The sequence below is a fragment of the Methylophilus sp. OH31 genome, from assembly GCF_000576615.1.
Classification (GTDB): Bacteria; Pseudomonadota; Gammaproteobacteria; order Burkholderiales; family Methylophilaceae; genus Methylophilus.
Genome location: NZ_BAUS01000002.1, coordinates 918115 through 940975, shown reverse-complemented (window position 1 = coordinate 940975; position 22861 = coordinate 918115). Strand labels below are relative to the sequence as shown.

Here is a 22861-nt window from a genome sequence, read left to right as displayed (position 1 = left end):
GCTAACCCATCCATCAAGCGGGACTGGCGAAAACAAGTATCTATGAAAATAATTTTAATAACTTTGGCTGTGCCACCATCCCCGCCAGCCCTTATCTCAAACGTTATGCCGCCATTAAGGAAGCCCTGTGACAACAACAGCATATCGCCACTTTAGGGAAGACCTCATAAGGGCTCGAAATCTCAAGACTCATGCAGACACTCAAATCGAACCGCTGAAAAGCGACCTTTATAGGTCTGCATGGATGCTAGCCGTAGGTGCACTAGATGCATATTTCTGCGATGCATTTGCAGACATTCTTGCCAAAATACTATTGGCCAAGAACTATCAAAGCAACATCAAGCTGAATGACAAAATAAACTCTATATCACTCCCAGTAAGCACCCTTTTGTCCACTCAAAATCAGCGAAGCAACTGGAAGTGGAGAGTTGCCGCAAGAGGCCTTGTTGAAAAAGACAATGTCCTGTCAATAAAGAAAATAAAAGACCTCTTCAATCACATCATGGATGATAGCAACAAGATTCTTAACCAAGATATGGCAGAGGATTGGCTTCTTAATAAAGGTGCAAGACAGCGTATTTTAGGAATAACTGCAGTAAACTACAGAAGACTGAACCAAACTGATAAGAACAAACGGAAAAAGGCCATGGTTGAGAAAATTGGTGAAAGATTTACTCAGATCATTCAAAGACGGCATGATTGCATTCATACATGCGACAGACCGAAAAATTCTCTCCAGCCCCTAGCGGCCATTGATGTTGATAAAGCTATCGAAGATATTGAGTTTTTGGTAACTAATCTTGACCCTCACATAAATAAAAATCTTAGGCGCCACCTTCTTAGTATCGGCTGCTCTCGCACCACAGTCAGGCGAGTTAATGCATAACAAGTCAATCAACCGGACTCGCTAAAGCGAGCCGGTTATTTCCAACGTTAGCTAACAAATGTCACGATTCGATGTGTTGCTTGGCAACGTTGTAATTGGGCATACCGATTTAGATATGGGTGACCCTGTGAAGGGCACAGTTATGGGCACACTTGAGCCAACTACTGAGTACTCATCAAGTCAGGCGATAGAGAGCTCGAAATTGTCAGTCCGTCTATTTGGTAGCGAAGATGAATTCCTTAACGGGATTGTAGCAATAGATGACTACTCCGCCGATATTGGGCCGAATGTAACTGCAATTGAAGTGAGTGTCACTGGTATTTCTAAACAAAACTTTCGGCACTTTTTCCCCACTCACTTCGCCATTTATCAGAAGAAGTATATTGGTTCAGTTACCTAAAGTTAATTTGACAGACGAGCCATACATTTAAAAATGTTAGGTAATCGTGTTATGCGCTATCAAGGCAAAGTCACCTCTTGGAAAGACGAACAAGGTTTTGGCTTTATCACACCGCATGGCGGCAGCAACCAAGTGTTTGTTCATATAACGGCTTTTACGAACCGTTATCGCCGACCGATGAATAATGACATTGTGACTTACACAGTCAAAAAGGCTGCAAATGGAAAACTGCAGGCTGAGCACGTTAAATACATTGATGATCTAGTACCATCCAAAGATGGTACCTTTCTGTTACTTCTTGCCATTGTTTTTCTTGCCTGCATGGCTACCGCGGTTTTTTTGAGCAAACTACAGCCACTTATCTTTTACCTTTATATCGCAGCAAGCATTTTGTCGCTGATCGTCTATCAACGAGATAAATCAGCAGCCAAGCGAAATCTGAGACGCACACCAGAAATTACATTACATATACTGGCATTGATTGGTGGCTGGCCGGGCGCAATCCTGGCACAAAGGTGGTTTCGCCACAAATCGAAAAAGCTTTCTTTCCAACTCTTATTCTGGATGACGATTACTCTTAACTGTGCCGCGCTTGCTTGGTTGCTTTCATCTGGTAGTACAACCGCTTTGAGTTTTCTTGCCAGTTCGCAATAAAAACCTCTCTATACAAAATAAAAAAGGAGGGCAATGCCCTCCTTTCTTTACTTCAGCTCGCTAAATTATTCATTACCTTTTGATAACAATACTTTCGCATTGAACTGAATATCTTTCTTGGCTTTGAGTGAGCCGACATAAGCGTGGGACATTTCATCGCCCAATGCTGCCTGATAGGCTTTAAACGCTCTGTCGGCCACGTCTGGCTGGTCTTTGAGCTTCTGGTTAACCGCAATCACTTTAATCACGGTGTAGCCCTTATTAGCCTCATTAAAACCATAGTAGGCTGGCAAGGTATGTGTATTCACCTTAAACACATTTCTCATCACGCCATCGCTTAAACCTTGTGCATTTCTGCGATCAATTGTCACCGGAGTGATCCAGTCAGTGTCCGCCGCTTTACCTGCTTTAAGGTCTGCCAGCAGTGCCTCACCTTTTTGTTGTGCCAGTTTTCCTGCGGCTTCGGCTTTCAACAGTGCCTCAATGCCACCCTTCACTTCATCAAAACTACGTGGTGCTTCTGGCGCATACTCGACCACGCGTCCGGCGATCAAGTTGTTTGGTGACACTTCAACCGCTTCGGTATTGCGCTTTTCTTTCAACACTTCGTCAGAAAACACCAGGGTCGCAAAACGATCACTCTTGAAGAACTTAGAGATTTCGTCTTTGCTCATCGCCGGGGAAGTTTGTACTTGTACATTAAACTTCTTGGCCACTGGATCCAGGCTACCAGACTGTTCGTACACGGTGTTACCAAAGTCATCTGCCAGTTCAGCATATTTGGCTTGCGCCTTCTGGAACAGCAATTCTGCTTTCAGTTTGAGTTTCACAGAGTCAAAGTCAGAAGACTCACCAGTAATGCCGGTCAGCTTGATAATGTGGTAACCAAACTCGGACTCAACCAGGTCACTGATATCACCGACCTTCATCGAGAACGCGGCATCTTCAAACGGTTTCACCATGGCGCCACGGCCAAAGCTGCCCAAATCGCCGCCTTTACCAGCAGAGCCCGTATCTTGAGAGTTTTCAATCGCCAGTTTTTCAAAGCTCTTCGGGTTGGCTTTGACTTGTTTAAGAATAGTCTCGGCTTTCTCTTTGGCGGCTGCTTTTTCAGCTGGCGTTGCTGTGCTGCTGAAGCCAATCAGGATATGACTGGCTTGACGCTGCTCGTCACCTTGCAATTTAGCCGCATTTTCGTCGTAGAACTGCTTCAGCTCTGCATCCGTCACACTTACCTGCCCCATCAAACCAGCGGCCGTCAGCAAAGCAAATTGCAGCTTCACCTTGGCTGGCGCGATGAACTTGGTTTTATGCTGATTGTAATAGGCTTGCACTTGCTCTGGTGTGACGTTGACCTGATTGACGAAATCAGACACTTTAACGTCAACCACAGTGACTTCACGTTGCTCAAACTCTGACATGAGTGATTGCTCAGCCACTTTTTTCGGCATAAACACCAGGTTAGTCAAACCATCACGCACCTGCTGTACAGCCAGGTCCTTACGTACGCTTTGTTCAAACTTGGCTGGGGTCAGTTTATTTTGCGTCAGCAGCTGATTATAAGTCTCTTCAGAAAACTTACCGTTGCTCTGAAATTCTGGCATCCCTAATACGTGTTGGCTCAATTGCTCATCACTGATCTTGAAGCGATAGTCCTGAACTGCGCCTTCTACCAAACGGCGGGTAATAATGCCATCCAGCACAGATTGCTTGAATGCCGGGCTTTCCAGCATGGCTGGATCAACCTTCTGTCCTTGTGACTGCATGTAGTTACGTGCATTCTCAACGGCGTTAGAGAACTCCTGTAAAGAGATCTTTTGGCCATCTACTTTGGCCACAGCGACTTGACCACCGGCCTGATTTAAATAGGAGTCGATCCCAAACAATGCAAATGGCACCACAATCAGCGCCAGAATGATTTTTGCCATCCATCCTTGTGTATGTTTTCTTAGTGCTTCCAACATTTTATAGTTTCCATTACCTGATTTTTTTGCAACGGTAAACTATACCATAAACCTGCCAATATCGCCGGATTCCAGCCTGGTGTTCATACTTTGACAGCTGCCTTATTGGCAGGTCAGAAATGAGCATATCAGTACGGGATGCTTAGAATGAAGCATTATTAAATGTGCATGCCGAAAGCTCAACAACCATGCATGACGCAATGCAAAAAATATCGATTTAAATATTCAATCTAAATTGAAAGACGAAGCTGAAAGGCGGATATGAATAGCAAAGAGATGTCAGAAATGCAGAAAAGAAAAAAGCCCTGAATAATCAGGGCTTTTTATTTGGCGGAGCGGACGGGACTCGAACCCGCGACCCCCGGCGTGACAGGCCGGTATTCTAACCAACTGAACTACCGCTCCCGGTAATCGTTAAGCTGAAATTATAACATCGTTTTTTATAAAATCAACAACTATTTTTTAATTATTAATCAGTACTTAGCTTCACTAATTAAAGTAACTTCTCAAGTACTGCGTCACTCAAAAAATTAAGAGCGCATACTTCGCACTCTTAATTTTAATTGTTTGGTGGGTGCTAACGGGGTCGAACCGCTGACATTCGCCTTGTAAGGGCGACGCTCTACCAACTGAGCTAAGCACCCGTAACAACCACTTGTGTTGCTACTGCTGGCAGAGCAACTAACGCTGCTCAACCAAAGAATGCTAGTTTACAGCATCTTTAAGGCCTTTACCAGCCCTAAATTTAGGAGATTTTGCAGCTTTGATATTAATTGTTGCGCCGGTACGAGGATTACGGCCAGAACGGGCAGAACGCTCACCTACATAGAATGTACCAAAACCAATCAAGGTTACCAGATCACCTTTTTTCAATGCGCCGGAAATAGCCTCAGTTGTTGCATCCAGAGCACGAGCCGCAGCGGCTTTAGAAATACCAGCAGCACTTGCAATATGATCTATCAATTCTGATTTATTCACGTGTTTCCCCTAATAACTAGTTAAAAAGACAGGTACATCCTGTACCGTCTTTATATCAAGCCGCAAAACGAGCTGTCAAGCGCTAATCCGGCCTTTTGACAATAATTCGCATCAATTTTACTAATGCGTGACAGCTTGCTCCGAATTCGCGTCGCCAGAAGCGACAATCTCAACAGCTGGCGCATCGATTACCAGAGGTTGCGGCGCACTTTCGAGGGCCAAATCCAGCACCTGATCGATCCATTTTACGCAATGAATCTCCAGATCCTTCTTGATATTGGCCGGAATTTCGACCAAATCTTTTTCGTTGGCAGAAGGAATTAGCACTGTTTTAATCCCACCTCTATGGGCTGCCAACAGTTTCTCTTTCAATCCACCAATCGGCAAGACTTCGCCACGTAGCGTAATTTCACCGGTCATCGCGACATCAGCACGTGCTGGAATGCCAGTGAGTACCGATACAATCGCTGTTGTGAGGCCAATACCAGCACTTGGACCATCTTTAGGGGTCGCCCCTTCCGGCAAGTGAATATGGATGTCCTTCTTCTCGTAGAAGTCGGTTGGGATGCCCAAGCCTTCTGAACGGCTACGCACAACGCTCATCGCAGCGGTCACAGACTCTTGCATCACATCACCCAGCTTACCAGTGGTAATGGTTTTGCCTTTACCTGGCAAAGTCACGGCTTCAATGGTCAACAACTCGCCACCGACTGAAGTCCAGGCCAGCCCTGTCACCTGCCCTACCTGATTCTCTTTGGCAGCAACACCAAAGTCGTAGCGTTTTACGCCCAGATATTGCTCAATGTTTTTGCTAGTAATATTGACCTTCTTAACCGTTTTGCTTTTACCTTTAGCCAGCAATTGCTCTTTAACGGCTTTACGGCAAATTTTGGCGATCTCTTGCTCCAGACGGCGCACACCGGCCTCACGCGTGTAATAACGCACGATATCGCGCAACACACTCTCGGCCACAGAAATATCTGTGGTTTTCAGCGCGTGCGCTTTTAATTGCTTAGGCAGCAAGTAGCGTTGAGCGATATTAATCTTTTCGTCTTCGGTGTAACCGGACAGGCGAATGATTTCCATACGATCCAGCAATGGCTCAGGAATATTCATACTGTTAGCCGTTGCCACGAACATGACATCGCTCAGGTCATAGTCCACTTCAACATAGTGATCGGCAAAAGTATGGTTTTGCTCTGGATCCAACACCTCCAGCAACGCTGAGGATGGATCACCACGCATGTCTTGCCCCATCTTGTCGACTTCGTCGAGCAGGAATAAAGGGTTTTTCACGCCAACCTTGGTCATGCTCTGCAGCACTTTACCCGGCATAGAACCAATGTAGGTACGACGGTGGCCTCGAATTTCGGCTTCATCACGCACACCGCCCAATGCCATACGCACAAACTTGCGGTTCACGGCTTTAGCGATGCTCTGCCCAAGCGAGGTTTTACCTACCCCTGGCGGGCCCACCAAACATAAGATGGGGGCTTTGAGCTTGCCTACGCGTTGTTGTACCGCCAGATACTCCACAATCCGCTCTTTGACTTTGTCCAGGCCGTAATGGTCTGCATCCAGAATCTCTTCTGCGGTTTGCAGGTCTTTGCTGATTTTGGTTTTCTTTTTCCAAGGCAGGTTAAGCAAGGTATCAATGTAGTTGCGCACCACGGAAGCTTCAGCTGACATGGGGGACATCAATTTGAGTTTCTTGAACTCGGCAGTGACTTTAGCCAAGGCCTCTTTAGGCATGGCCGCATTTTTGATGCGTTGCTCAAGCTCTTCCATCTCGGCATTTTCGTCTTGCTCGCCCAACTCTTTCTGAATCGCTTTGACTTGCTCATTCAGATAGTACTCACGCTGGCTTTTCTCCATTTGGCGTTTCACACGGCCACGGATGCGTTTTTCTACCTGCAAGATGTCAATTTCAGACTCCATCAGGAACAGCAAGTGCTCCAAACGCTCGATGACGCTGAGCATTTCCAGCACTTTTTGCTTTTCCTCGAGCTTGAGGGTCAAATGTGCAGAAATGGTGTCCGCCAAGCGGCCTGGCTCGTTAATCGTCGCCAATGAGGTCAGAATTTCAGGGGGAATCTTTTTGTTCAGTTTGACGTATTGGTCAAACTGGGTCATGACTGTACGCATCAAGGCTTCAGCCTCTTTGTCGTCCTGGTCGGTTTGCTCAACCTCTACGCCCAATGCCATGAAGCAATCATCGGTTTCCATAAAGTCGGAAACACGCACACGATGCAGACCTTCAACCAACACTTTCACGGTACCGTCAGGCAGCTTCAGCATTTGTAATACGGTTGCCAGCGTCCCGATTTCGTACAGGTCTTCTGCCGTAGGATCGTCTTTGTTGGCCGATTTCTGGGCCACCAGTAAAATCTTTTTATCGCCTTCTGAGGCGCGTTCCAGCGCTTTAACCGACTTGGTGCGGCCAACAAACAGCGGAATCACTAAATGCGGGTAGACAACGACATCGCGCAATGGCAATAACGGGATTAAAGCGTTTTCTTCGGGTATCTCGGAGTCAAGCAAAGTGTGTTCTGTCATAGCGTCTTTCAAAAAGTGTCAAAGGAGCCAGTCCTTTGCATTTAGATGGGAACATTCTTTGAGAATTCAAGAGAGCAGGCATCTAATGTTGTAGATGCTATCTTGCAATAGCCGGGTGGCTATTGCAAGGGGGATTTAGTTTGCGTTTTCAACGCGTTTTTGCGCATCCTGATAAATCAGAATTGGTTCGGAAGTGTGTTCAATCACGCCAGCATCTACAATCACCTTAGCCAGGCCCTTGAGTGATGGCAATTCATACATGAGGTCAAGTAATGAATGTTCCATGATAGAACGCAAACCACGTGCACCGGTTTTACGCTCAAGCGCTTTTTTAGCGATCAAAAGCAGTGCGGAATCTTCAAACTCCAGCTCCACGCCTTCCATCTTGAACAACTTCATATACTGTTTGGTCAATGCATTTTTCGGCTCGACCAAAATCGTCATCAAGGCCGCTTCATCCAGAGACTCCAGCGTTGCCACCACTGGCAAACGACCAATGAACTCAGGAATCAGGCCAAACTTGATCAGATCTTCTGGCTCAACTTCGCGCAGGACTTCGCCAACAGCACGTACATCCTCTTTGCTCTTCACTTCAGCGCCAAAACCAATGCCGCCTTTTTCCGAGCGATGACGAATGACTTTTTCCAGGCCATCAAATGCACCGCCGCAAATGAACAGGATGTTAGTCGTGTCAAGTTGCACAAATTCCTGATTAGGATGTTTGCGGCCACCTTGTGGTGGTACAGAGGCAATCGTGCCTTCGATCAGTTTCAGCAAGGCCTGCTGCACGCCCTCACCTGACACATCACGCGTAATAGATGGGTTGTCAGATTTACGGGAAATCTTGTCAACTTCATCGATATAGACAATACCGCGCTGCGCTTTCTCAACGTCGTAGTCACACTTTTGCAGCAATTTCTGCATGATGTTTTCAACGTCTTCACCCACATAACCAGCTTCAGTCAACGTGGTGGCATCGGCCATGACGAATGGCACATCCAGCAGGCGAGCTAACGTTTGTGCCAGCAAAGTTTTACCTGAGCCCGTTGGCCCGATCAGCAAAATATTGCTTTTTTGCACTTCGATGTCATCTTTACCGGTCTGATTGGCGTCAGACAACGGGTTGTAACCCAGGCGTTTGTAGTGGTTGTATACCGCTACAGCCAGATTCTTTTTCGCCTGTACCTGACCAATAACGTATTGATCCAGAATCAGGCAGATTTCCTGTGGTGTCGGCAGTTTTTTATCTGCGGACTTGATTTCGTTCAGGCTCTGGATTTCTTCGCGGATAATGTCGTTGCACAAATCAACGCATTCATCGCAAATGAATACAGAGGGACCAGCAATCAGTTTTTTGACTTCGTGCTGGCTTTTGCCACAAAACGAGCAATATAAAAGCTTTTCGCTATCAGATTTGTTTGCCATGCTATTCCCCTGCTGGTTGCTCGCTGATTAAACAGCGCTACGTGCGGCAATCACCTGGTCTACCAGACCATAAGCCTTGGCAGCGTCAGCACTCATAAAATTGTCACGATCGGTATCGTTGGCAATGGTTTCAATATTTTGACCCGTATGATGAGCCATGATGCCATTCAATTTGTCTTTGAGGTACAAAATCTCTTTAGCGTGAATCGCGATATCAGACGCCTGGCCCTGGAAACCGCCCAGTGGCTGGTGAATCATCACGCGAGAGTTAGGCAGGCAAAAGCGCTTGCCCTTGGCGCCTGCAGTCAGCAGAAACGCACCCATGCTGGCCGCCTGGCCAATGCACAATGTGCTCACGTCCGGCTTGATAAACTGCATGGTGTCATAAATTGACATACCGGCAGTCACAGAGCCGCCTGGAGAGTTAATGTACAAGGAAATATCCTTGTCTGGATTTTCTGCCTCAAGGAACAACAGCTGCGCCACTACTAGGTTGGCTGTCATATCATTGACAGGACCCACCAGGAAAATGACGCGCTCTTTGAGTAATCTTGAATAGATGTCATACGAACGCTCACCGCGGCCACTTTGCTCAATGACCATTGGGATATAGCCAAGCCCTTGCGGCTCCATTCTTTGTTGCATCATGCCCTCGTTCGCGTTCATATAATTCATGGTTTAAGCACCTGCCATCATCAATTCATCAAATTTAATTTTTTTGTTAGTGACTTTGGCTTTATCCAGCACCCAAGCCACTACATTCTCTTCTGTTGCCAATGCTGCAGGCTCATCCAGACGTTTAACATCTGCATAATACCAGCTGACCAGCTCATCAGGCTTCTCAAAGCTTTGCGCGAAGCTATCAACCATCGCACGTACTTGATCAGCTGACGCTTGCAAGTTATTGGTATTCACCAATTCAGTCAATACCATGCGCAATTTGGCGTTACGTTGCGCCTGTGTTTCAAACACAGAAGGCTCCATTGGTACTTGCGCTGGATCTACACCACGTTGACGCAGATTTTGTGCCGCTACTTGCATCAGGCGGTTGGTTTCAGCAGACACAATCGCTTTTGGCAATTCGAAGCTGGTTTCATCCACCAGGGCCTGGAATACAGACTCTTTGACGCGCGCTTTGATACGCTTGTCAACTTCTTGCTCCAGACTTTGTTTGATTTCAGACTTCATGGTGTCAAGGTTACCGTCTTCCACGCCCAGGTTTTTAGCAAACTCAGCGTCGATTTCAGGATAAACCGGTTGTGACACGGACACGAACTTCACGTCATAAGTCACTGTTTTACCTGCCAATTGTGCAGGATTGTGATCAGCCGGGTAAGTAATGTCGAATGATTTCTCAGTACCCGCTTTACCACCGATCAAGGCATCATCAAACTCTTTGACGCGGCCTGGCTCACCAATCACCAGGTCAATACCACGATCGCCTGTGCTTTCAACCTGTTGACCATCGATAGAAGCCGTCAATGTGATATTAATACGATCCGCTTTTTTAGACGCACGTTTCACAGGCTCGTAACTGACGCGCTGCTTCACCAACACATCCAGTGTTTTTTCTACGTCAGCATCGGACAATTCCAGTGCCGGGCGCTCGATTTTCACTTTGCTCAGATCACCCACGGCTACTTCCGGGAAAATCTCAAAAGTAGCAATGTATTCAAACTCTTCTGCAGCATCTTTAAATGGCAGGTGTTCAATATTCGGGAAGCCAGCAACACGCAGTTTGTTCTGCTCAACAGCATCGCCAAAGCTGGTCTCAACCGCTTTGGAGTAAACCTCGTCACGCACCTGATCACCATAGTGCTGATTAACCAGGCCAATAGGCGCTTTGCCCGGACGGAAACCAGAAAATTTGGCTGTACGAGAAATTTGCTGTAAACGTTGTCTGATTTGCCCTTCCAGCGGAGCTAAAGGGACTTTGATAGTCATGCGACGTTCCAAGTTGCTGACTGTTTCAACAGATACTGCTGCCATGCTGAACTTCCTGTAAAAATCGTTTTAATAACGATGGGTTATGTAAGTAGACGCCTGCTTGTGCGTCTTAATAAATGTTTAAACACAACCTGACCACACTCTAAAGGCTTTTAATGGCGATCAAATTATGAAAAAAGAGCCTAAAAATATAACACAAGTCTCAATTGAAATAAACTTCAAGCCGATGCCTATGCAATAAGCGTATCACTTCGCTTCATCAAATAGAACGAAGCTCGCCAAAAAGCCTGTGTTTGAGTGTTATATGGCGCCAGAAAAACAGACTTCAAGCACCACTTGCCAGCATTATTTTAAAGCAACAATAGCTTCAATTTCCACCAATACATCGCGTGGCAACTTGGCCACTTGCACAGTAGAGCGCGCAGGCGTATGTGTCACAAACGCTTCAGCATAAGTCTGGTTCATCGCAGCAAAATCATCCAGGTTTTTAAGAAACACCGTTGTTTTAACCACTTGCTGCAAGCTGCCGCCTGCGGCTTCAATAATTGCTTGCAGGTTTGCCAACACCTGGCGGGTTTGTGTCACGATGTCACCATCATTCAAACTGCCGTCCGGACGCAATGCAATCTGGCCAGAGGTATAAAGAATATTACCGACGACAACCCCTTGCGCATAAGGGCCAATCGCAGCGGGTGCATTTGGTGTTTGTACAATATTCATATGTCATCTCTTTCTGCTCATTATCCAACGCTAAAAACAATAAAGGCCTCCTGCAACGGAAGCCTGTTATTTCGTTCATGCACCACCCGATTATATAAGGTGGTGCGAAAGGAGAGACTCGAACTCTCACGCCTCGCGGCGCTGGAACCTAAATCCAGTGCGTCTACCAATTCCGCCACTTTCGCATCTTGCCAGCCAACACCGACAATTCGCTATTATAGCCCATTTTTAAGCGATTCCACAAACTTGGGGCGTTCACATTGACAAGCCTGACGTTCAACTGCAAGATGCTGGATTAAAGATCATAAAGAAGTTGTTGATGGGACAGGATATGCATTCAGCCGAAGAAAATATGCTTAGAGCGGAACTTGAGCTTTTAATGCGAGAGCGTGAGATTTTGCTCAAGATTACTGGTGTGGCTGCCGGTTTAATCGCAGAACTCAATACAACCGACTTGCCGATTCGCACAGTCGAAGCAGCGGATTTGCTGGCAACCACCATCAATCAGTTGCCAGAAGAACTGTTGCAAGACGCGCTGGATGCTGTCCACGCGACCATCGTCGAATAAACTCTCGGGTGCTGGTGTGTTTGCACCAGCCCTGCAAACGCCATGCGTCTGCTCGCCTACCTTTCCCCGCTGCTGTTAACGGCGTGCGGTATTGCCTTTCAGGCCAAGCCTATTCCGCAGCAACAGAATATTGATGCCATTCAACAGGCAACACCTGCTGCAGATGGCTTTAAAACCTTTATTGAATCTCAATCGCCAGCCATGCCGTGGCCGATTAATGCATGGGATCTGGATAGCCTGACGCTGTCAGCGCTCTACTTTCACCCTGCCCTCAAAGTCGCCAAATCTGACTACGCCGTGGCCTTGGCAGGGATTACCAGCGCCGGTTTGCGCCCGCAAGTTGGCCTGAATGGCCAGCTATCGCACAGCAATCGTGCCAATGGTGATATTAATCCCTGGTCTTACGGTTTGCAGGTGGATCTGCCGGTGATTACCGCCAACAAGCGGCAGATCAATATCGACATTGCACAATACCAGGCCGACATTGCCAAAATAATGATTTCGGAAACTGCCTGGACTCTGCGGCAGCAACTAAGCCTGGACTTGATTTTGCTGGCTGAACAACAAGCCATGCAAGGCAACTTGAGCAGATTACAGAAAGCCCAGCAGACACTGCTTGCTGCCTACCAGAAGCGGCTGGATTATGGTGTAGCGGGCAAATCGGATGTACTGCCCATCCGCCTGCAACATGACCAATCCGCCTGGCAATTGCAGCAACTGACCTTGCAAATCAGGCAAACCGAGCAAAAGATTCTGCATGATGCCGGCCTGACCGAGCAACATAATCTGCCACTTAATATCGCCCCACTTCAGTTGTCGCAGATATTGAAAGCACGCTTTGCACAGTCGCAGGCCTACGCAGATGCGTCCACCATCCAGAATACCGCCTTAACCAACCGCATGGATATCCAGCGCGGGCTGGCACAATATGCAAAAGCTGAATCACAACTCCGATTGGAAATGGCCAAGCGTTACCCGGACCTGTCACTCAACCCGGGCATGATTTATGAGTATGGCGACAAAATCTGGTCTTTGGGCATAGGCACTATGCTCAACCTGCTCAACAAATCTTCTGACCTGTGGGCACATGCCGAGCAGGTGCGACAGAATGAAGCGGTTCGCTTTTATGCCTTACAACACCAGGTCATCCAGCTTTCCGAGCAGACCTTTATCAAGTATCGCGATGCTGCCAAGCTGTTAGTAACATTAACCCACGAATATGAACAGCAATCCGGTCGCAAAGTACAATTGGAAAAGCAGTGGCATCAAGGCCTGATCGATAAAACAGAATACCTGCAAATAGAAATTCAGTTTTATAGTGCACAGCAGCGCCTGATCACGCAACAGGCCAATGTCATGCGTGCATTGCAGGACATTGAAAATGTGATGCAAAAACCGATTGCGCTATCACAACGTGCAACGGCTTTTGCCAACCAGCAACAAGAGGCGCCAGCAAAATGAATAAAAAAGCACTCTGGATCATCGGGGCCCAGATTATTTTAATTGTCATTCTGATTTGGGCCATCGTGTTTGTTGGCCGCGATGAATATGAGTCGATTCAGGATGACACCGAAGAAGAAATTGAAGGACCGGTGCGCGTCACTGAGCAAAACGGCCTGCAAGTGGTGCAACTCAATCTGGCGACGCAACAAAACAGCGGCATCAGTGTGCAACCATTACAGCCCTATGATTACCACGGCAATATCAAAGTGCTGGGTTCTGTGATGTCAATTCAAACCCTGGTCGACTACAACAGCCAATATCAACTACTTAAATCACAACTGGCGCTGGCTGAAAGTGTGCTTCCCAACCACCAGTTACAATATCAACGCTATAAACATCTGAATGAAGACGACAAGAACGTCTCTGATAAAGCCGTGCAGGAAGCACAGGCATTGGTGATTAACGACCAGACCCAGATCAAAACCGCACAGGCACAGCTGAAAGCACTCACCGACACCATTATTGCGCAATGGGGCCAACCACTGGCCATGCTGGTGACGCAGCACCCGTCACCCGGCCCACTGCATGAGTTGCTAATGCAAAAGAAAGTCTTGGTGCAGGTCAGCTTCCCGCTCAACTTCAAGGCGCCGGAGGGCAACTCCAGCCTGTATATTTCGCCTATCCAAGACGAAATTGCGCCGATTAAAGCCGATTACGTGTCGCAATCCATCCAGACCGATATCAGCAATATTGGTAAAACCTATTTCTATAGTGCGCCAGCAGACTATTTGCGCGTCGGTATGCGTGTCAATGTCGTGCCAGCACAATCTTCTTCTGCCACCATGAAAGGGGTCATTGTGCCTAACCAGGCCATTGCCTGGCATGGCGGCATGGCCTGGATTTACGTTAAAACCAAGCCGGATACCTTTTTGCGCAAACCGGTTGCCTCTGATATTGAGCTGGACAATGGCTGGTTTGATAACAGTATCGCGCCAGGCACTGAAGTGGTGACCCGCGGCGCGCAGCTATTATTGTCAGAAGAATTCAAGTTTCAGATCAAAAATGAAAATGAAGACTAAGCTGAGAATGCGAATAAACCATAGAGGCCTGCAAACATGATGGCGGCACTGGTCAGGTTTGCCATCCGCTTTTACGGCGTGATGATCGGGCTCGCCCTGCTGGTCATTGTCTATGGCGCCTACAGCCTGACACAGAGCGACCTCAACGTATTCCCGGAGTTTGCCCCAACGCAGGTGGTGATTCAAACCGAGTCGCCAGGACTCTCGGCTAGCCTGGTCGAGAAACTGGTCACGCAGCCGATTGAAAATGTCATTTCGGGAGCGATCGGCATTAAAAGCCTGCGCTCGCAGTCGATTCCCGGTCTGTCTATTATTACGGTGATTTTTCAGGATAAATCAGACATTTACCGTAACCGGCAAATCGTCGCCGAACACCTGAATATGCTGGGCAGCCAGTTGCCGCCTGGCATTGTGCCCAATATCACCCCGCTCACCTCCTCGGCCAGCACGGTGATGGGCATCGGCGTCACGTCGGACAAGTTGTCACTGATGCAGCTACGCACGCTGGTGGATTGGCATTTAACACCACACTTAATGGCGATTCCTGGCGTCGCTGATATCAACGTCTACGGCGGCGAAGTGCGCCAGTTCCAGATCAAGATTGATCCGCGCAAACTGATGTTGTATCAGTTGAATGTGCAAGACGTCGTCAATGCGGCCAGCCGTGCCACCGGCGTACGTGGCGCAGGCTATATTCAAAACGACAACCAGCGCATTATCCTCAACAGCCAGGGCCAAACGACAACACCACAGCAATTGGCTAATATCACGCTTCTGCGTAAACTGGGCCGTACCATCCGCATCAGTGATGTGGCAGAGGTCGCCGAAGGGGCTGCCCCTTCTATCAGCGCAGCGGCCATCAATGGCCATCCCGCGGTCTATTTATCAGTACAAGGCCAACTGGGCGCCAATGTCTATGCGTTGACCAAGCTGCTGGAACGCAAACTGGCAGATATCAAGCCCAGCCTGACCGCACAAAAAGTGACCCTGCATGAAGGCTTGTTCCGTCCGGCCAACTTTATTGAAACCGCCATACACAGCTTACGCACGGATATTTTAATCGGCTCGTTCCTGGTGGTGCTGGTGCTGTTTGCATTCCTGTTTAACGTGCGTACTGCAGTCATTTCAGCAACAGCGATTCCATTGTCGTTGCTGACCGCGATTGTGGTGCTGTATCAATACGGCGTTGGGCTGAACATTATGGTATTGGGCGGCCTGGCCATTGCCTTGGGCGAAGTGGTCGACGATGCCATTATTGATACGGAAAATATTTTCCGCCGCTTGCGTGAAAATCGCTTACTGTCGCAACCGCTGCCTGCGGCGCAAGTCGTGTTCCGTGCTTCCATGGAGGTCCGTAGCTCAGTGGTCTATGCCACCATTATCGTGGCACTGGTCTTTTTACCATTGCTGACCTTGTCTGGCGTGGCGGGTAAATTATTTGCCCCTTTGGGCTACGCGTATATTTCAGCCATCCTGGCCTCACTGGTGGTTGCCCTCACCCTCACGCCCGCGCTTTGCTACGCCTTGCTGGCCAACGCACCATTGCAAAATGAAGACTCACCGGTGTTGCGCTGGCTGAAACAGCGCTACGTGAAACTGCTGCACCAGATTGAACATCGTTACCAGTTGATCCTGATGACCAGCTTTGTCTGCATTGCACTGGGCCTGGCGATTCTGCCTTTATTCAGAAGCCAGTTTATCCCGGCGCTGCGCGAAGGCCACTATATCCTGCATATGACGACTGTGCCTGGCACTTCGGAAATACAATCACTCAAGCTGGGCAACCAGGTCACCAAAGTACTGCTGGAGATTCCTGGCGTGAAAAGTGTCGCACAATGGGTAGGCCGCGCGCCCAATGCCGCCGATACGTTTGGCACGCATTACAGTGAGTTTGAAGTCGAAATCGGCACCGTATCCGGCAAAGAGCAGGAACGTATTTTTCACGACATTCGCGAAGAACTTGCCGGTGAAACAGAAGATGACGATGGTGATGGCAAAGTGGAATTGGGCTTTGTCGGTGCCAACTTCGCCATTAATACGTTTTTAACCGAGCGCATTGAAGAAACCATCTCAGGCTATGCGGCAGGCCTGGTGATTAATATTTTCGGCCAGGACCTGGATGCGCTGGACAGGGATGCCCAGAAAGTTGCCAACCTGCTCGGCAGCATACGCGGTGTCCGCGATGTCATGGTGCAATCGCCGCCAGAAACGCCTGAGATTGTGATTCGCCTCAAACAGGAAAAACTGGCACTATGGGGTTTGCAACCCGTGGACGTGCTGGACACGGTCAAGGCCTGTTATGAAGGTGTCCCGGTCAATCATGTGTTTATGGGCAACCGCTCCATCGGCGTCAGCGTACTGCTTAATGATGCCTCGCGCGACGATATTGCAGACATGCGCAATATCCCGATCTTCAACCCTGAAGGCCAAATGCTCAAATTGTCCGATGTCGCCTATGTGGCGCAAGAAGGTGGCCGCTCCAAGATTCTGCACTCGGGTGCCAAACGTATTCAAACCATCACCGCCAATATTGTTGGCCGCGACCAGGGCTTATTGCTCGAAGACATACGCAGTACTTTGCATAAAAAACTGCAATTAAACAGCGGCAACTACCTCGAGTTTTCTGGTGAAGCAGAAGCCAATGCGCAATCGCGGCAAGACTTGATTATTCACTCGCTGGTGGCTGGCGTAGCGATTTTCCTTATGCTGTATATCGCGTTTGGCCGCTTGCGTAACCTGATGCTCACGTTCGCCAACCTGCCGTTTGCGCTGATTGGCGGCGTGGTAGCCACCTTCTTTACCGGTGGCTGGATTTCGGTCGGCACACTGGTGGGTTTTGTAACCCTGTTCGGTATCACGCTGCGCAACTCCATTATGATGGTGTCGCATTTCCAGCATCTGGTAGATGTAGAAGGCTATGAATGGAATCTTGATACCTGCATCCGTGGTGCCTCTGAACGCTTGCCATCAGTATTGATGACGGCATTGGTGACAGCCTTGGGTCTGTTACCGCTGGCGATTGGCAGTGGGGAACCGGGACGGGAAATTGAAGGGCCGATGGCGACGATTATTGTCGGTGGCCTGATTTCTTCCACCATCCTCAACTTGCTGATTTTACCGACCATCATGTTGCATTTTGGCCGTTTCGAGAAAAGTGATGCAACAGTCTCCTGAGGTGGTTAAATAAGCACTTTAAGCGAGCTTGTTACTCGCTTTGCAAGAGGCGGTCTTTTAACAGCTTGGCCATTAAGGCTCCCCCGGCAAATCCCCGCTCAAACAGCGCATACTCGCTTTGGTGCACCACATAAGTCTGGAATTTAGCCTCTGCGAGCAAGCCAGATAAGCCCTGATCAACAATATCCATGGACTGCAACGCTTGCAGCGCTAGAGGCATCTGCCCATCTAGCAATCTGTCATCTGATTTGACCAGCAATACATATTGCGCCTCCAATTGCCAGGCGAGCCATGCAGCCAGGCTATCTGAGGTCACATCCCAACTTTCGGCTAGCACATGCTCATTGGCAAACGTGGTATTTAGCGCCATCTCGCTAGGCAGCCAGACCAGTCCGCGATGCTGCCAGCCGCTTTCTGCAATTTCAAGTGGATTTCTTACCAAGGCAAGCTCAGGTACCATGGCGACCAGGCTGCGCGCCATTTGATCCATGGCATAGATGGCCAGTGCATGCGCTTGCTGATCATCGATATGGCCGTCCGGGTGTACAGCCCGCATACGCTGAAAATCACGCACGGCATCAGCATACAAGCCGCCGCCAGGCACAATAATGACTTTGCCATCGCCCCAACGGACAACCAGTCGCAGCCACTGTACCAGGCTGTCGTAGTGTGTCACGCTCCCCCCTAGCTTGATCACCCACATATCCATGTTCCCGAGTATTATTTTGTCATTTTAAAGTGGGCGGCCAACTTGAAAAATTGCGAGGCTTTATCAAATGTTTCTTGATATTCCCTGGCGCAATCCGAATCAGCCACTACACCACCGCCAGCAAAAAAAGTCATCCTTCCATTACGTATCACAGCAGTTCTTATCGCGATATTTGTATCCATACTACCATCAAAACCAATATAGCCAATACTGCCACAATAAATGCCTCGCCGGTGCGGCTCCAGCTCTTCGATAATCTCCATGGCACGCAACTTGGGGGCGCCAGTAATAGAGCCACCAGGAAAACAACCACGCAATAAATCCAGCGCATGAAACGTTGGTGCCAGCAAGCCGCGCACGATACTCACCAGATGATGCACATTGGTAAACCGCTGCAATTTAAACAAGGCATCGACTTTAACCGACCCTACTTCGCACACCTTGCCAATATCATTGCGCAATAAATCCACAATCATCAGGTTCTCGGCGCGGTCTTTGATGCTATGCGCTAACTCCTCGGCGGCTTGCGCATCGGCACTAGCGTCCTGGTGCCGTGGACGCGTACCTTTAATCGGCCGCGTTTCAACTTTGCGATCAATGACCTGCAAGAACCGCTCCGGCGACATAGACAAAACCGCCAAGGGCTTACCTGCGCCATCTTCAACTTGCAGATAAGCCATAAATGGCGCGCGGCTCAATTGACGGAAATGGTCATAAGCTTCGCAAGCATCTCCTGTCACATCCACGGCAAAACGCTGTGCGAGATTGATCTGATAGCAATCGCCCGCACGGATATAGTCTTTTACTTTTTGGAAGGCGCTGGCATAGGCTGCTTGATCCATATTCGGCTGAATCCCGCCAGTGACCTTAAACGCCGCCTCGTGCTGCTCAATGGATGGTTGTATTAATTGCTGGTGTAATGCCTGCAGCGCTTGGTGATCACTAAAACGAGCGTGCGACACCAGCTTGCTGATGCCCAAGTGGTGATCGACGATAATCGCCCAATCATAGATACCGACCAGTAATTCAGGCAGCGGCATATCCTCAGCAGCCAACGTTGGCAAGGTTTCGATACTGCGCCCCAGATCATAGGCAAAGTAACCCAGTGCACCGCCTGCAAATGGAATATCAGCGATACGTTCAACCGCATGCGGCAACAACCATTGCTGGATAAGCTGGAAAGGATCCTGCTGCGATTTTTCTATGATGGTCTGGTTCGTTTGGGCCTGCTGCGTATGTACTTCAGTATCAGGGTGGCGATGTATGATTTTGGCCACGGGCGCAGCCACCACAATATCAAAACGGGCACCCAGGCTGATCTCTTCATCTACACTCGTTTGCAGCTGGGACTGGCTGGCTTCCACCCGGCCGCTTTCCAGCAGCATCGGCCATGGCAGATGCCTGACTTGCCGCAGCCAGTGCATGCCTTCTGCATAAGGTAAATCAAATTTAATTAATGCCATGCTTGCCATAACCTCGCCACCGCATAGGCTGGAAAACAAACCTCTGCATCTTGTTTTAATTGTAAATTACCTGCGGACATCCATGCCGTGGCTGGCTGATAAACCAGGCCCAGACGATGCGCCAGTGCTGCCACCAGAAAACTGCCCGCCCCCAGCCCTACCATGATCTGCGGTGGCCTTGGCGCCCGTGCCATGGTTGATTGTATGGCCTGTTGCAAGTGATTCAATTGCGCGGCTTTAAACGCAAGGGCCAGCGACTGCCAGACATCGTCCGTTTGATCTTCAACATCATGCCCCACCATCCGTGCCAGGCGGCGCATACTGTCAACCATAGCGCGCCCTTGACCGTCCGCAGTCTCGGCCAGGTCATAACTGGGGGACAACTCGCCAAGCACGCGATAAACGTCCGCAGTCGTGGCAAAATATTCTGCGGCGATATGGCGCGGCTCTGGCTGCGCCTGCCCGGGCGCTAACCAAGTGATTAACGGTCCCAGCGCCATCAGCGGCGTGCGCACGACGCCGGTATAAAATAAACCCAGCTTCGCCATACGCTCCGCGTCAGACCAGCCCACAGGCACGACCTGCCGCTGCTCACACAGCGTGATATCACAAGTCGTGCTACCAATATCCACCACCAACATAGCGGCATCTGTCATGCTGGTCGCCAGGCACTGCGCCGAGGCATGCCAGTTCATCGAGGCGATGTCTGCCTCCTGCCCTGCTACGCTGGCCGTAAAGCCTGCGCCTTGCGCCGCTGAGGCCAGGTAGAACTCGGCGTGTGGCAAATAGCGCTGCACCGTCTCGGCAATCGCTCGTACGCCCTGCAAACGGTTATCAAACAAATCAACTAGCTCACCGGTCATGGTCACCGCATGGTCACAAGCCTCTGCCTCCATTTGCCATTGATGCAACACATATTTGATGGCATCTTCCAGTAACGGCAGGCCTTTCCATAAGGCACAGGCTTGCTGTAATACGCGCACAATCTCACCTTGCCCATCCAGCATCACCGCTTTCACATGCGCACCACCGATATCCCACCCTATGACAGCGCGTTTCATGCGGGCAATACCTCAGTACGGCTTTTTGTCGACAAGGACAAAGTACACGATGCCTGTGCTTGAGCAGTACTCAATTTATTTTCTAAAATAGCATCCAGGATCATGGCGGCAGGATTTTCTGTGAGTAATGGCGATAAGGCGATATAAGGCGTGGTGAGGCGCGGATTCACTTCAACCAGCATCAATTGATCGTCTGGGGTCAAAATCATGTCGGCGCCCCAGTAGCCTAGCAGACCAGGAATCGCACCGTGTATCTGTTCAGCCAATGTCTGCATTGCGGGCAGATAGGCGACAGCTTCGTTCACGCCAGCGCCATCAAAATGGAAACATCCCTGCTGGATATCTATCCGTTGCCGATGCCCGGCAATCACCTGTACACGCTCTTGTGTCGATAACACCGACATGCTCAGCGCCAAGCCTGGCACATAAGGCTGCAGTAAAATCTTAGCGAACAACAAAGGATTTTCAATTGATATTTTTAATTTAAAATCAATAAGTTCATTGATATTTTTAAAGTAATAAGTGAATTCACAACCTGCGCCATCATCGGGTTTCACTACCCAGCCAGTCGTCGTAGCATCGTAATACCAGTTCAGGCTTTCCAAGGCATCGGCTTGCGCTAAAAACACATGCGGCAACACGGTAATCCCCGCCTGCTGGCAAATCTCAGCCATGATCGATTTGGCACTGGTCTGCGCGATCGCGTCGGCACGACAGCCTATCCAGACTTTGCCAGCGGTTTGTACCAATTGCTGCATATGCTGCAAAATGCCTCCTGTTTCAGGCGCAATTACCCAGCAAGCATCTACGTCATCAGATGATAATTGCTGGCGCCAAAGCGCATCAGCATCCTCACCGGGATGTAATGGCAGGCTATTGGCATGGATGGGAGCTGCAACGCGGCTATCGTGGCTAGTGATACAATCAACGCCCAGCACTGACAAGTCTGCCAGCAAGGCATCGCGCATGAGTAAGCCTTCCTGCAACAAGCTGGCAGGCAATGTTTCAGAGGCCAGGCCACCAGCGCTGACATATTCACAGACCCAGATTTTCAAGCGAGATTTATTGTGCATATTATTCCCGTCATCGATTTGATGCATGGCCAGGTAGTGCAAGCCATACAAGGGCAACGCCAGCACTACCGTGCGATCCAATCGCAGTTAACCGATAGCCATGCCCTGCTCGATGTCATCACTGCTATTTTACAAGTTTATGCCTTCGACTGCGTGTATATTGCCGATTTAAATGCAATCACCGGCCAGGGTGACCTGCCCAATCACCTGCCATTGATTAAACAGGTCATGACTGCCTTCCCGAACCTGCAATGGTGGGTGGATGCCGGACTCAATAGCACCGAAGCACTCAAGCCCTGGCTGGACGCTGGTATCCGCCCGATCATTGCCAGTGAAACCTTAACGGATATCGAAACCTATCAAGCCATGCGTGAAATAACGGCGCATAGTATTTTATCGCTGGATTTCTTTGAGGATGGCTTTCATGGCCCTGGTCGCCTGCTGACTGAAACAGGTCTCTGGAGCCAGCCGACCATATTGATGAGCTTACCCAAAGTAGGCGCCAATCAAGGCCCAGAGGTCGAGAAAATCACCGCACTGAAAAACCAGCATCCACAACAGGCCATCTATGCCGCAGGCGGCGTCAGGCACGTCGCAGATATACAGGCACTGGCACAAGCAGGTGCTGATGGCGTATTGATCGCCAGCGCACTGCACCAGAAACAGCTCACCGCCAGCGACCTCGCAATATTCGCGCAATAAAAAAACCGGCCTGATGGCCGGTTTTTTGACAGCAAAGCTTCGTAAGAAACTTATGCCAC

19 protein-coding genes and 3 tRNA genes are annotated in these 22861 nt (G+C 49.2%); 8 read left to right on the top strand and 14 right to left on the bottom strand.

Annotation, left to right across the window (positions count from 1 at the left end):
- Window positions 1-127: 127 nt before the first annotated feature.
- Genes OH31_RS06340 through OH31_RS06330 form a run of 3 tightly spaced genes read left to right on the top strand, consistent with a single transcriptional unit; the run spans window position 128 to window position 1940 of the window.
- Entirely contained in the window at window positions 128-886 is a 759-nt protein-coding gene (locus tag OH31_RS06340) for a HEPN domain-containing protein (protein ID WP_148296196.1), read from the top strand.
- Between the two features lie 58 nt (window positions 887-944).
- A complete protein-coding gene (locus OH31_RS06335; protein ID WP_024930064.1) occupies window positions 945-1286 on the top strand; it encodes a hypothetical protein in 342 nt (113 codons plus the stop codon).
- Between the two features lie 33 nt (window positions 1287-1319).
- The gene (locus OH31_RS06330) at window positions 1320-1940 is read left to right on the top strand and encodes a cold shock and DUF1294 domain-containing protein (RefSeq protein ID WP_036298694.1); all 621 of its coding nucleotides are present in this window, start codon (window positions 1320-1322) and stop codon (window positions 1938-1940) included.
- Window positions 1941-2005: 65 nt separating this feature from the next.
- On the opposite strand, the gene OH31_RS06325 is transcribed toward OH31_RS06330, so the two are convergent.
- The 10 genes from OH31_RS06325 to OH31_RS06280 form a co-directional block, all read right to left on the bottom strand.
- A complete protein-coding gene (locus OH31_RS06325) occupies window positions 2006-3904 on the bottom strand; it encodes a SurA N-terminal domain-containing protein (protein WP_024930062.1) in 1899 nt (632 codons plus the stop codon).
- 328 nt (window positions 3905-4232) lie between these two features.
- A tRNA-Asp gene (locus OH31_RS06320) sits at window positions 4233-4309 on the bottom strand.
- 163 nt (window positions 4310-4472) lie between these two features.
- A tRNA-Val gene (locus OH31_RS06315) sits at window positions 4473-4548 on the bottom strand.
- A gap of 61 nt (window positions 4549-4609) precedes the next feature.
- On the bottom strand, window positions 4610-4882 hold the full coding sequence (locus OH31_RS06310; protein ID WP_019882242.1) for an HU family DNA-binding protein: 273 nt from the start codon (window positions 4880-4882) through the stop codon (window positions 4610-4612).
- A 120-nt stretch (window positions 4883-5002) separates the two neighbouring features.
- On the bottom strand, window positions 5003-7438 hold the full coding sequence (gene lon / locus OH31_RS06305) for an endopeptidase La (protein WP_024930061.1): 2436 nt from the start codon (window positions 7436-7438) through the stop codon (window positions 5003-5005).
- A gap of 135 nt (window positions 7439-7573) precedes the next feature.
- Complete coding sequence (clpX, locus tag OH31_RS06300; RefSeq protein ID WP_019882240.1) at window positions 7574-8863, bottom strand: ATP-dependent Clp protease ATP-binding subunit ClpX; 1290 nt, start codon at window positions 8861-8863, stop codon at window positions 7574-7576.
- A 27-nt stretch (window positions 8864-8890) separates the two neighbouring features.
- On the bottom strand, window positions 8891-9538 hold the full coding sequence (gene clpP, locus OH31_RS06295) for an ATP-dependent Clp endopeptidase proteolytic subunit ClpP (RefSeq protein WP_019882239.1): 648 nt from the start codon (window positions 9536-9538) through the stop codon (window positions 8891-8893).
- Window positions 9539-9541: 3 nt separating this feature from the next.
- Complete coding sequence (tig, locus tag OH31_RS06290) at window positions 9542-10852, bottom strand: trigger factor (protein ID WP_024930060.1); 1311 nt, start codon at window positions 10850-10852, stop codon at window positions 9542-9544.
- A 303-nt stretch (window positions 10853-11155) separates the two neighbouring features.
- Window positions 11156-11530 (bottom strand): RidA family protein, encoded by a 375-nt coding sequence (locus tag OH31_RS06285; RefSeq protein WP_024930059.1) that lies wholly within the window; start codon window positions 11528-11530, stop codon window positions 11156-11158.
- Window positions 11531-11630: 100 nt separating this feature from the next.
- Window positions 11631-11715, bottom strand: a tRNA-Leu gene (locus OH31_RS06280).
- 146 nt (window positions 11716-11861) lie between these two features.
- On the opposite strand from OH31_RS06280, the gene OH31_RS06275 reads away from it, so the two are divergent.
- From OH31_RS06275 to OH31_RS06260, 4 genes are read left to right on the top strand one after another with little or no spacing between them, the layout of a single operon-like run.
- Window positions 11862-12098 (top strand): hypothetical protein, encoded by a 237-nt coding sequence (locus OH31_RS06275; protein WP_189524813.1) that lies wholly within the window; start codon window positions 11862-11864, stop codon window positions 12096-12098.
- A 42-nt stretch (window positions 12099-12140) separates the two neighbouring features.
- A complete protein-coding gene (locus OH31_RS06270) occupies window positions 12141-13559 on the top strand; it encodes a TolC family protein (RefSeq protein WP_024930057.1) in 1419 nt (472 codons plus the stop codon).
- Window positions 13556-14620: an efflux RND transporter periplasmic adaptor subunit gene (locus OH31_RS06265; protein ID WP_024930056.1), complete on the top strand. Its 1065-nt coding sequence runs from the start codon at window positions 13556-13558 to the stop codon at window positions 14618-14620. The genes OH31_RS06270 and OH31_RS06265 overlap by 4 nt, the downstream gene beginning before the upstream one ends.
- Window positions 14621-14656: 36 nt before the next feature.
- Window positions 14657-17794 carry an efflux RND transporter permease subunit gene (locus tag OH31_RS06260; protein ID WP_024930055.1) on the top strand — a complete coding sequence of 1046 codons (3138 nt, stop codon included), beginning with the start codon at window positions 14657-14659 and terminating at the stop codon, window positions 17792-17794.
- Between the two features lie 31 nt (window positions 17795-17825).
- Here OH31_RS06260 and OH31_RS06255 read toward each other — a convergent pair whose 3' ends face one another.
- From OH31_RS06255 to OH31_RS06240, 4 genes are read right to left on the bottom strand one after another with little or no spacing between them, the layout of a single operon-like run.
- Window positions 17826-18497 carry a hypothetical protein gene (locus tag OH31_RS06255; RefSeq protein ID WP_024930054.1) on the bottom strand — a complete coding sequence of 224 codons (672 nt, stop codon included), beginning with the start codon at window positions 18495-18497 and terminating at the stop codon, window positions 17826-17828.
- A 17-nt stretch (window positions 18498-18514) separates the two neighbouring features.
- Window positions 18515-19966: an aminodeoxychorismate synthase component I gene (gene pabB, locus OH31_RS06250; protein WP_024930053.1), complete on the bottom strand. Its 1452-nt coding sequence runs from the start codon at window positions 19964-19966 to the stop codon at window positions 18515-18517.
- A complete protein-coding gene (locus OH31_RS06245; RefSeq protein WP_024930052.1) occupies window positions 19957-21027 on the bottom strand; it encodes a hydantoinase/oxoprolinase family protein in 1071 nt (356 codons plus the stop codon). Before OH31_RS06245 ends, pabB begins: the two co-directional genes overlap by 10 nt.
- Window positions 21024-22100 carry an ATP-grasp domain-containing protein gene (locus tag OH31_RS06240; protein ID WP_024930051.1) on the bottom strand — a complete coding sequence of 359 codons (1077 nt, stop codon included), beginning with the start codon at window positions 22098-22100 and terminating at the stop codon, window positions 21024-21026. The genes OH31_RS06245 and OH31_RS06240 overlap by 4 nt, the downstream gene beginning before the upstream one ends.
- On the opposite strand from OH31_RS06240, the gene OH31_RS06235 reads away from it, so the two are divergent.
- Window positions 22095-22802: a HisA/HisF-related TIM barrel protein gene (locus OH31_RS06235; protein WP_024930050.1), complete on the top strand. Its 708-nt coding sequence runs from the start codon at window positions 22095-22097 to the stop codon at window positions 22800-22802. The genes OH31_RS06240 and OH31_RS06235 overlap by 6 nt on opposite strands.
- Window positions 22803-22861 lie beyond the last annotated feature (59 nt).

What these genes read in the sequence shown, in the direction of transcription:
- OH31_RS06335 (WP_024930064.1), top strand. Translation starts at nt 945, where the DNA reads ATGTCACGATTCGATGTGTTGCTTGGCAACGTTGTAATTGGGCATACC.
- OH31_RS06330 (WP_036298694.1), top strand. Translation starts at nt 1,320, where the DNA reads ATGTTAGGTAATCGTGTTATGCGCTATCAAGGCAAAGTCACCTCTTGG.
- OH31_RS06325 (WP_024930062.1), bottom strand. Translation starts at nt 3,904, where the DNA reads ATGTTGGAAGCACTAAGAAAACATACACAAGGATGGATGGCAAAAATC.
- lon (WP_024930061.1), bottom strand. Translation starts at nt 7,438, where the DNA reads ATGACAGAACACACTTTGCTTGACTCCGAGATACCCGAAGAAAACGCT.
- clpX (WP_019882240.1), bottom strand. Translation starts at nt 8,863, where the DNA reads ATGGCAAACAAATCTGATAGCGAAAAGCTTTTATATTGCTCGTTTTGT.
- clpP (WP_019882239.1), bottom strand. Translation starts at nt 9,538, where the DNA reads ATGAATTATATGAACGCGAACGAGGGCATGATGCAACAAAGAATGGAG.
- tig (WP_024930060.1), bottom strand. Translation starts at nt 10,852, where the DNA reads ATGGCAGCAGTATCTGTTGAAACAGTCAGCAACTTGGAACGTCGCATG.
- OH31_RS06285 (WP_024930059.1), bottom strand. Translation starts at nt 11,530, where the DNA reads ATGAATATTGTACAAACACCAAATGCACCCGCTGCGATTGGCCCTTAT.
- OH31_RS06275 (WP_189524813.1), top strand. Translation starts at nt 11,862, where the DNA reads ATGCATTCAGCCGAAGAAAATATGCTTAGAGCGGAACTTGAGCTTTTA.
- OH31_RS06270 (WP_024930057.1), top strand. Translation starts at nt 12,141, where the DNA reads ATGCGTCTGCTCGCCTACCTTTCCCCGCTGCTGTTAACGGCGTGCGGT.
- OH31_RS06265 (WP_024930056.1), top strand. Translation starts at nt 13,556, where the DNA reads ATGAATAAAAAAGCACTCTGGATCATCGGGGCCCAGATTATTTTAATT.
- OH31_RS06260 (WP_024930055.1), top strand. Translation starts at nt 14,657, where the DNA reads ATGATGGCGGCACTGGTCAGGTTTGCCATCCGCTTTTACGGCGTGATG.
- OH31_RS06255 (WP_024930054.1), bottom strand. Translation starts at nt 18,497, where the DNA reads ATGTGGGTGATCAAGCTAGGGGGGAGCGTGACACACTACGACAGCCTG.
- pabB (WP_024930053.1), bottom strand. Translation starts at nt 19,966, where the DNA reads ATGGCATTAATTAAATTTGATTTACCTTATGCAGAAGGCATGCACTGG.
- OH31_RS06245 (WP_024930052.1), bottom strand. Translation starts at nt 21,027, where the DNA reads ATGAAACGCGCTGTCATAGGGTGGGATATCGGTGGTGCGCATGTGAAA.
- OH31_RS06240 (WP_024930051.1), bottom strand. Translation starts at nt 22,100, where the DNA reads ATGCACAATAAATCTCGCTTGAAAATCTGGGTCTGTGAATATGTCAGC.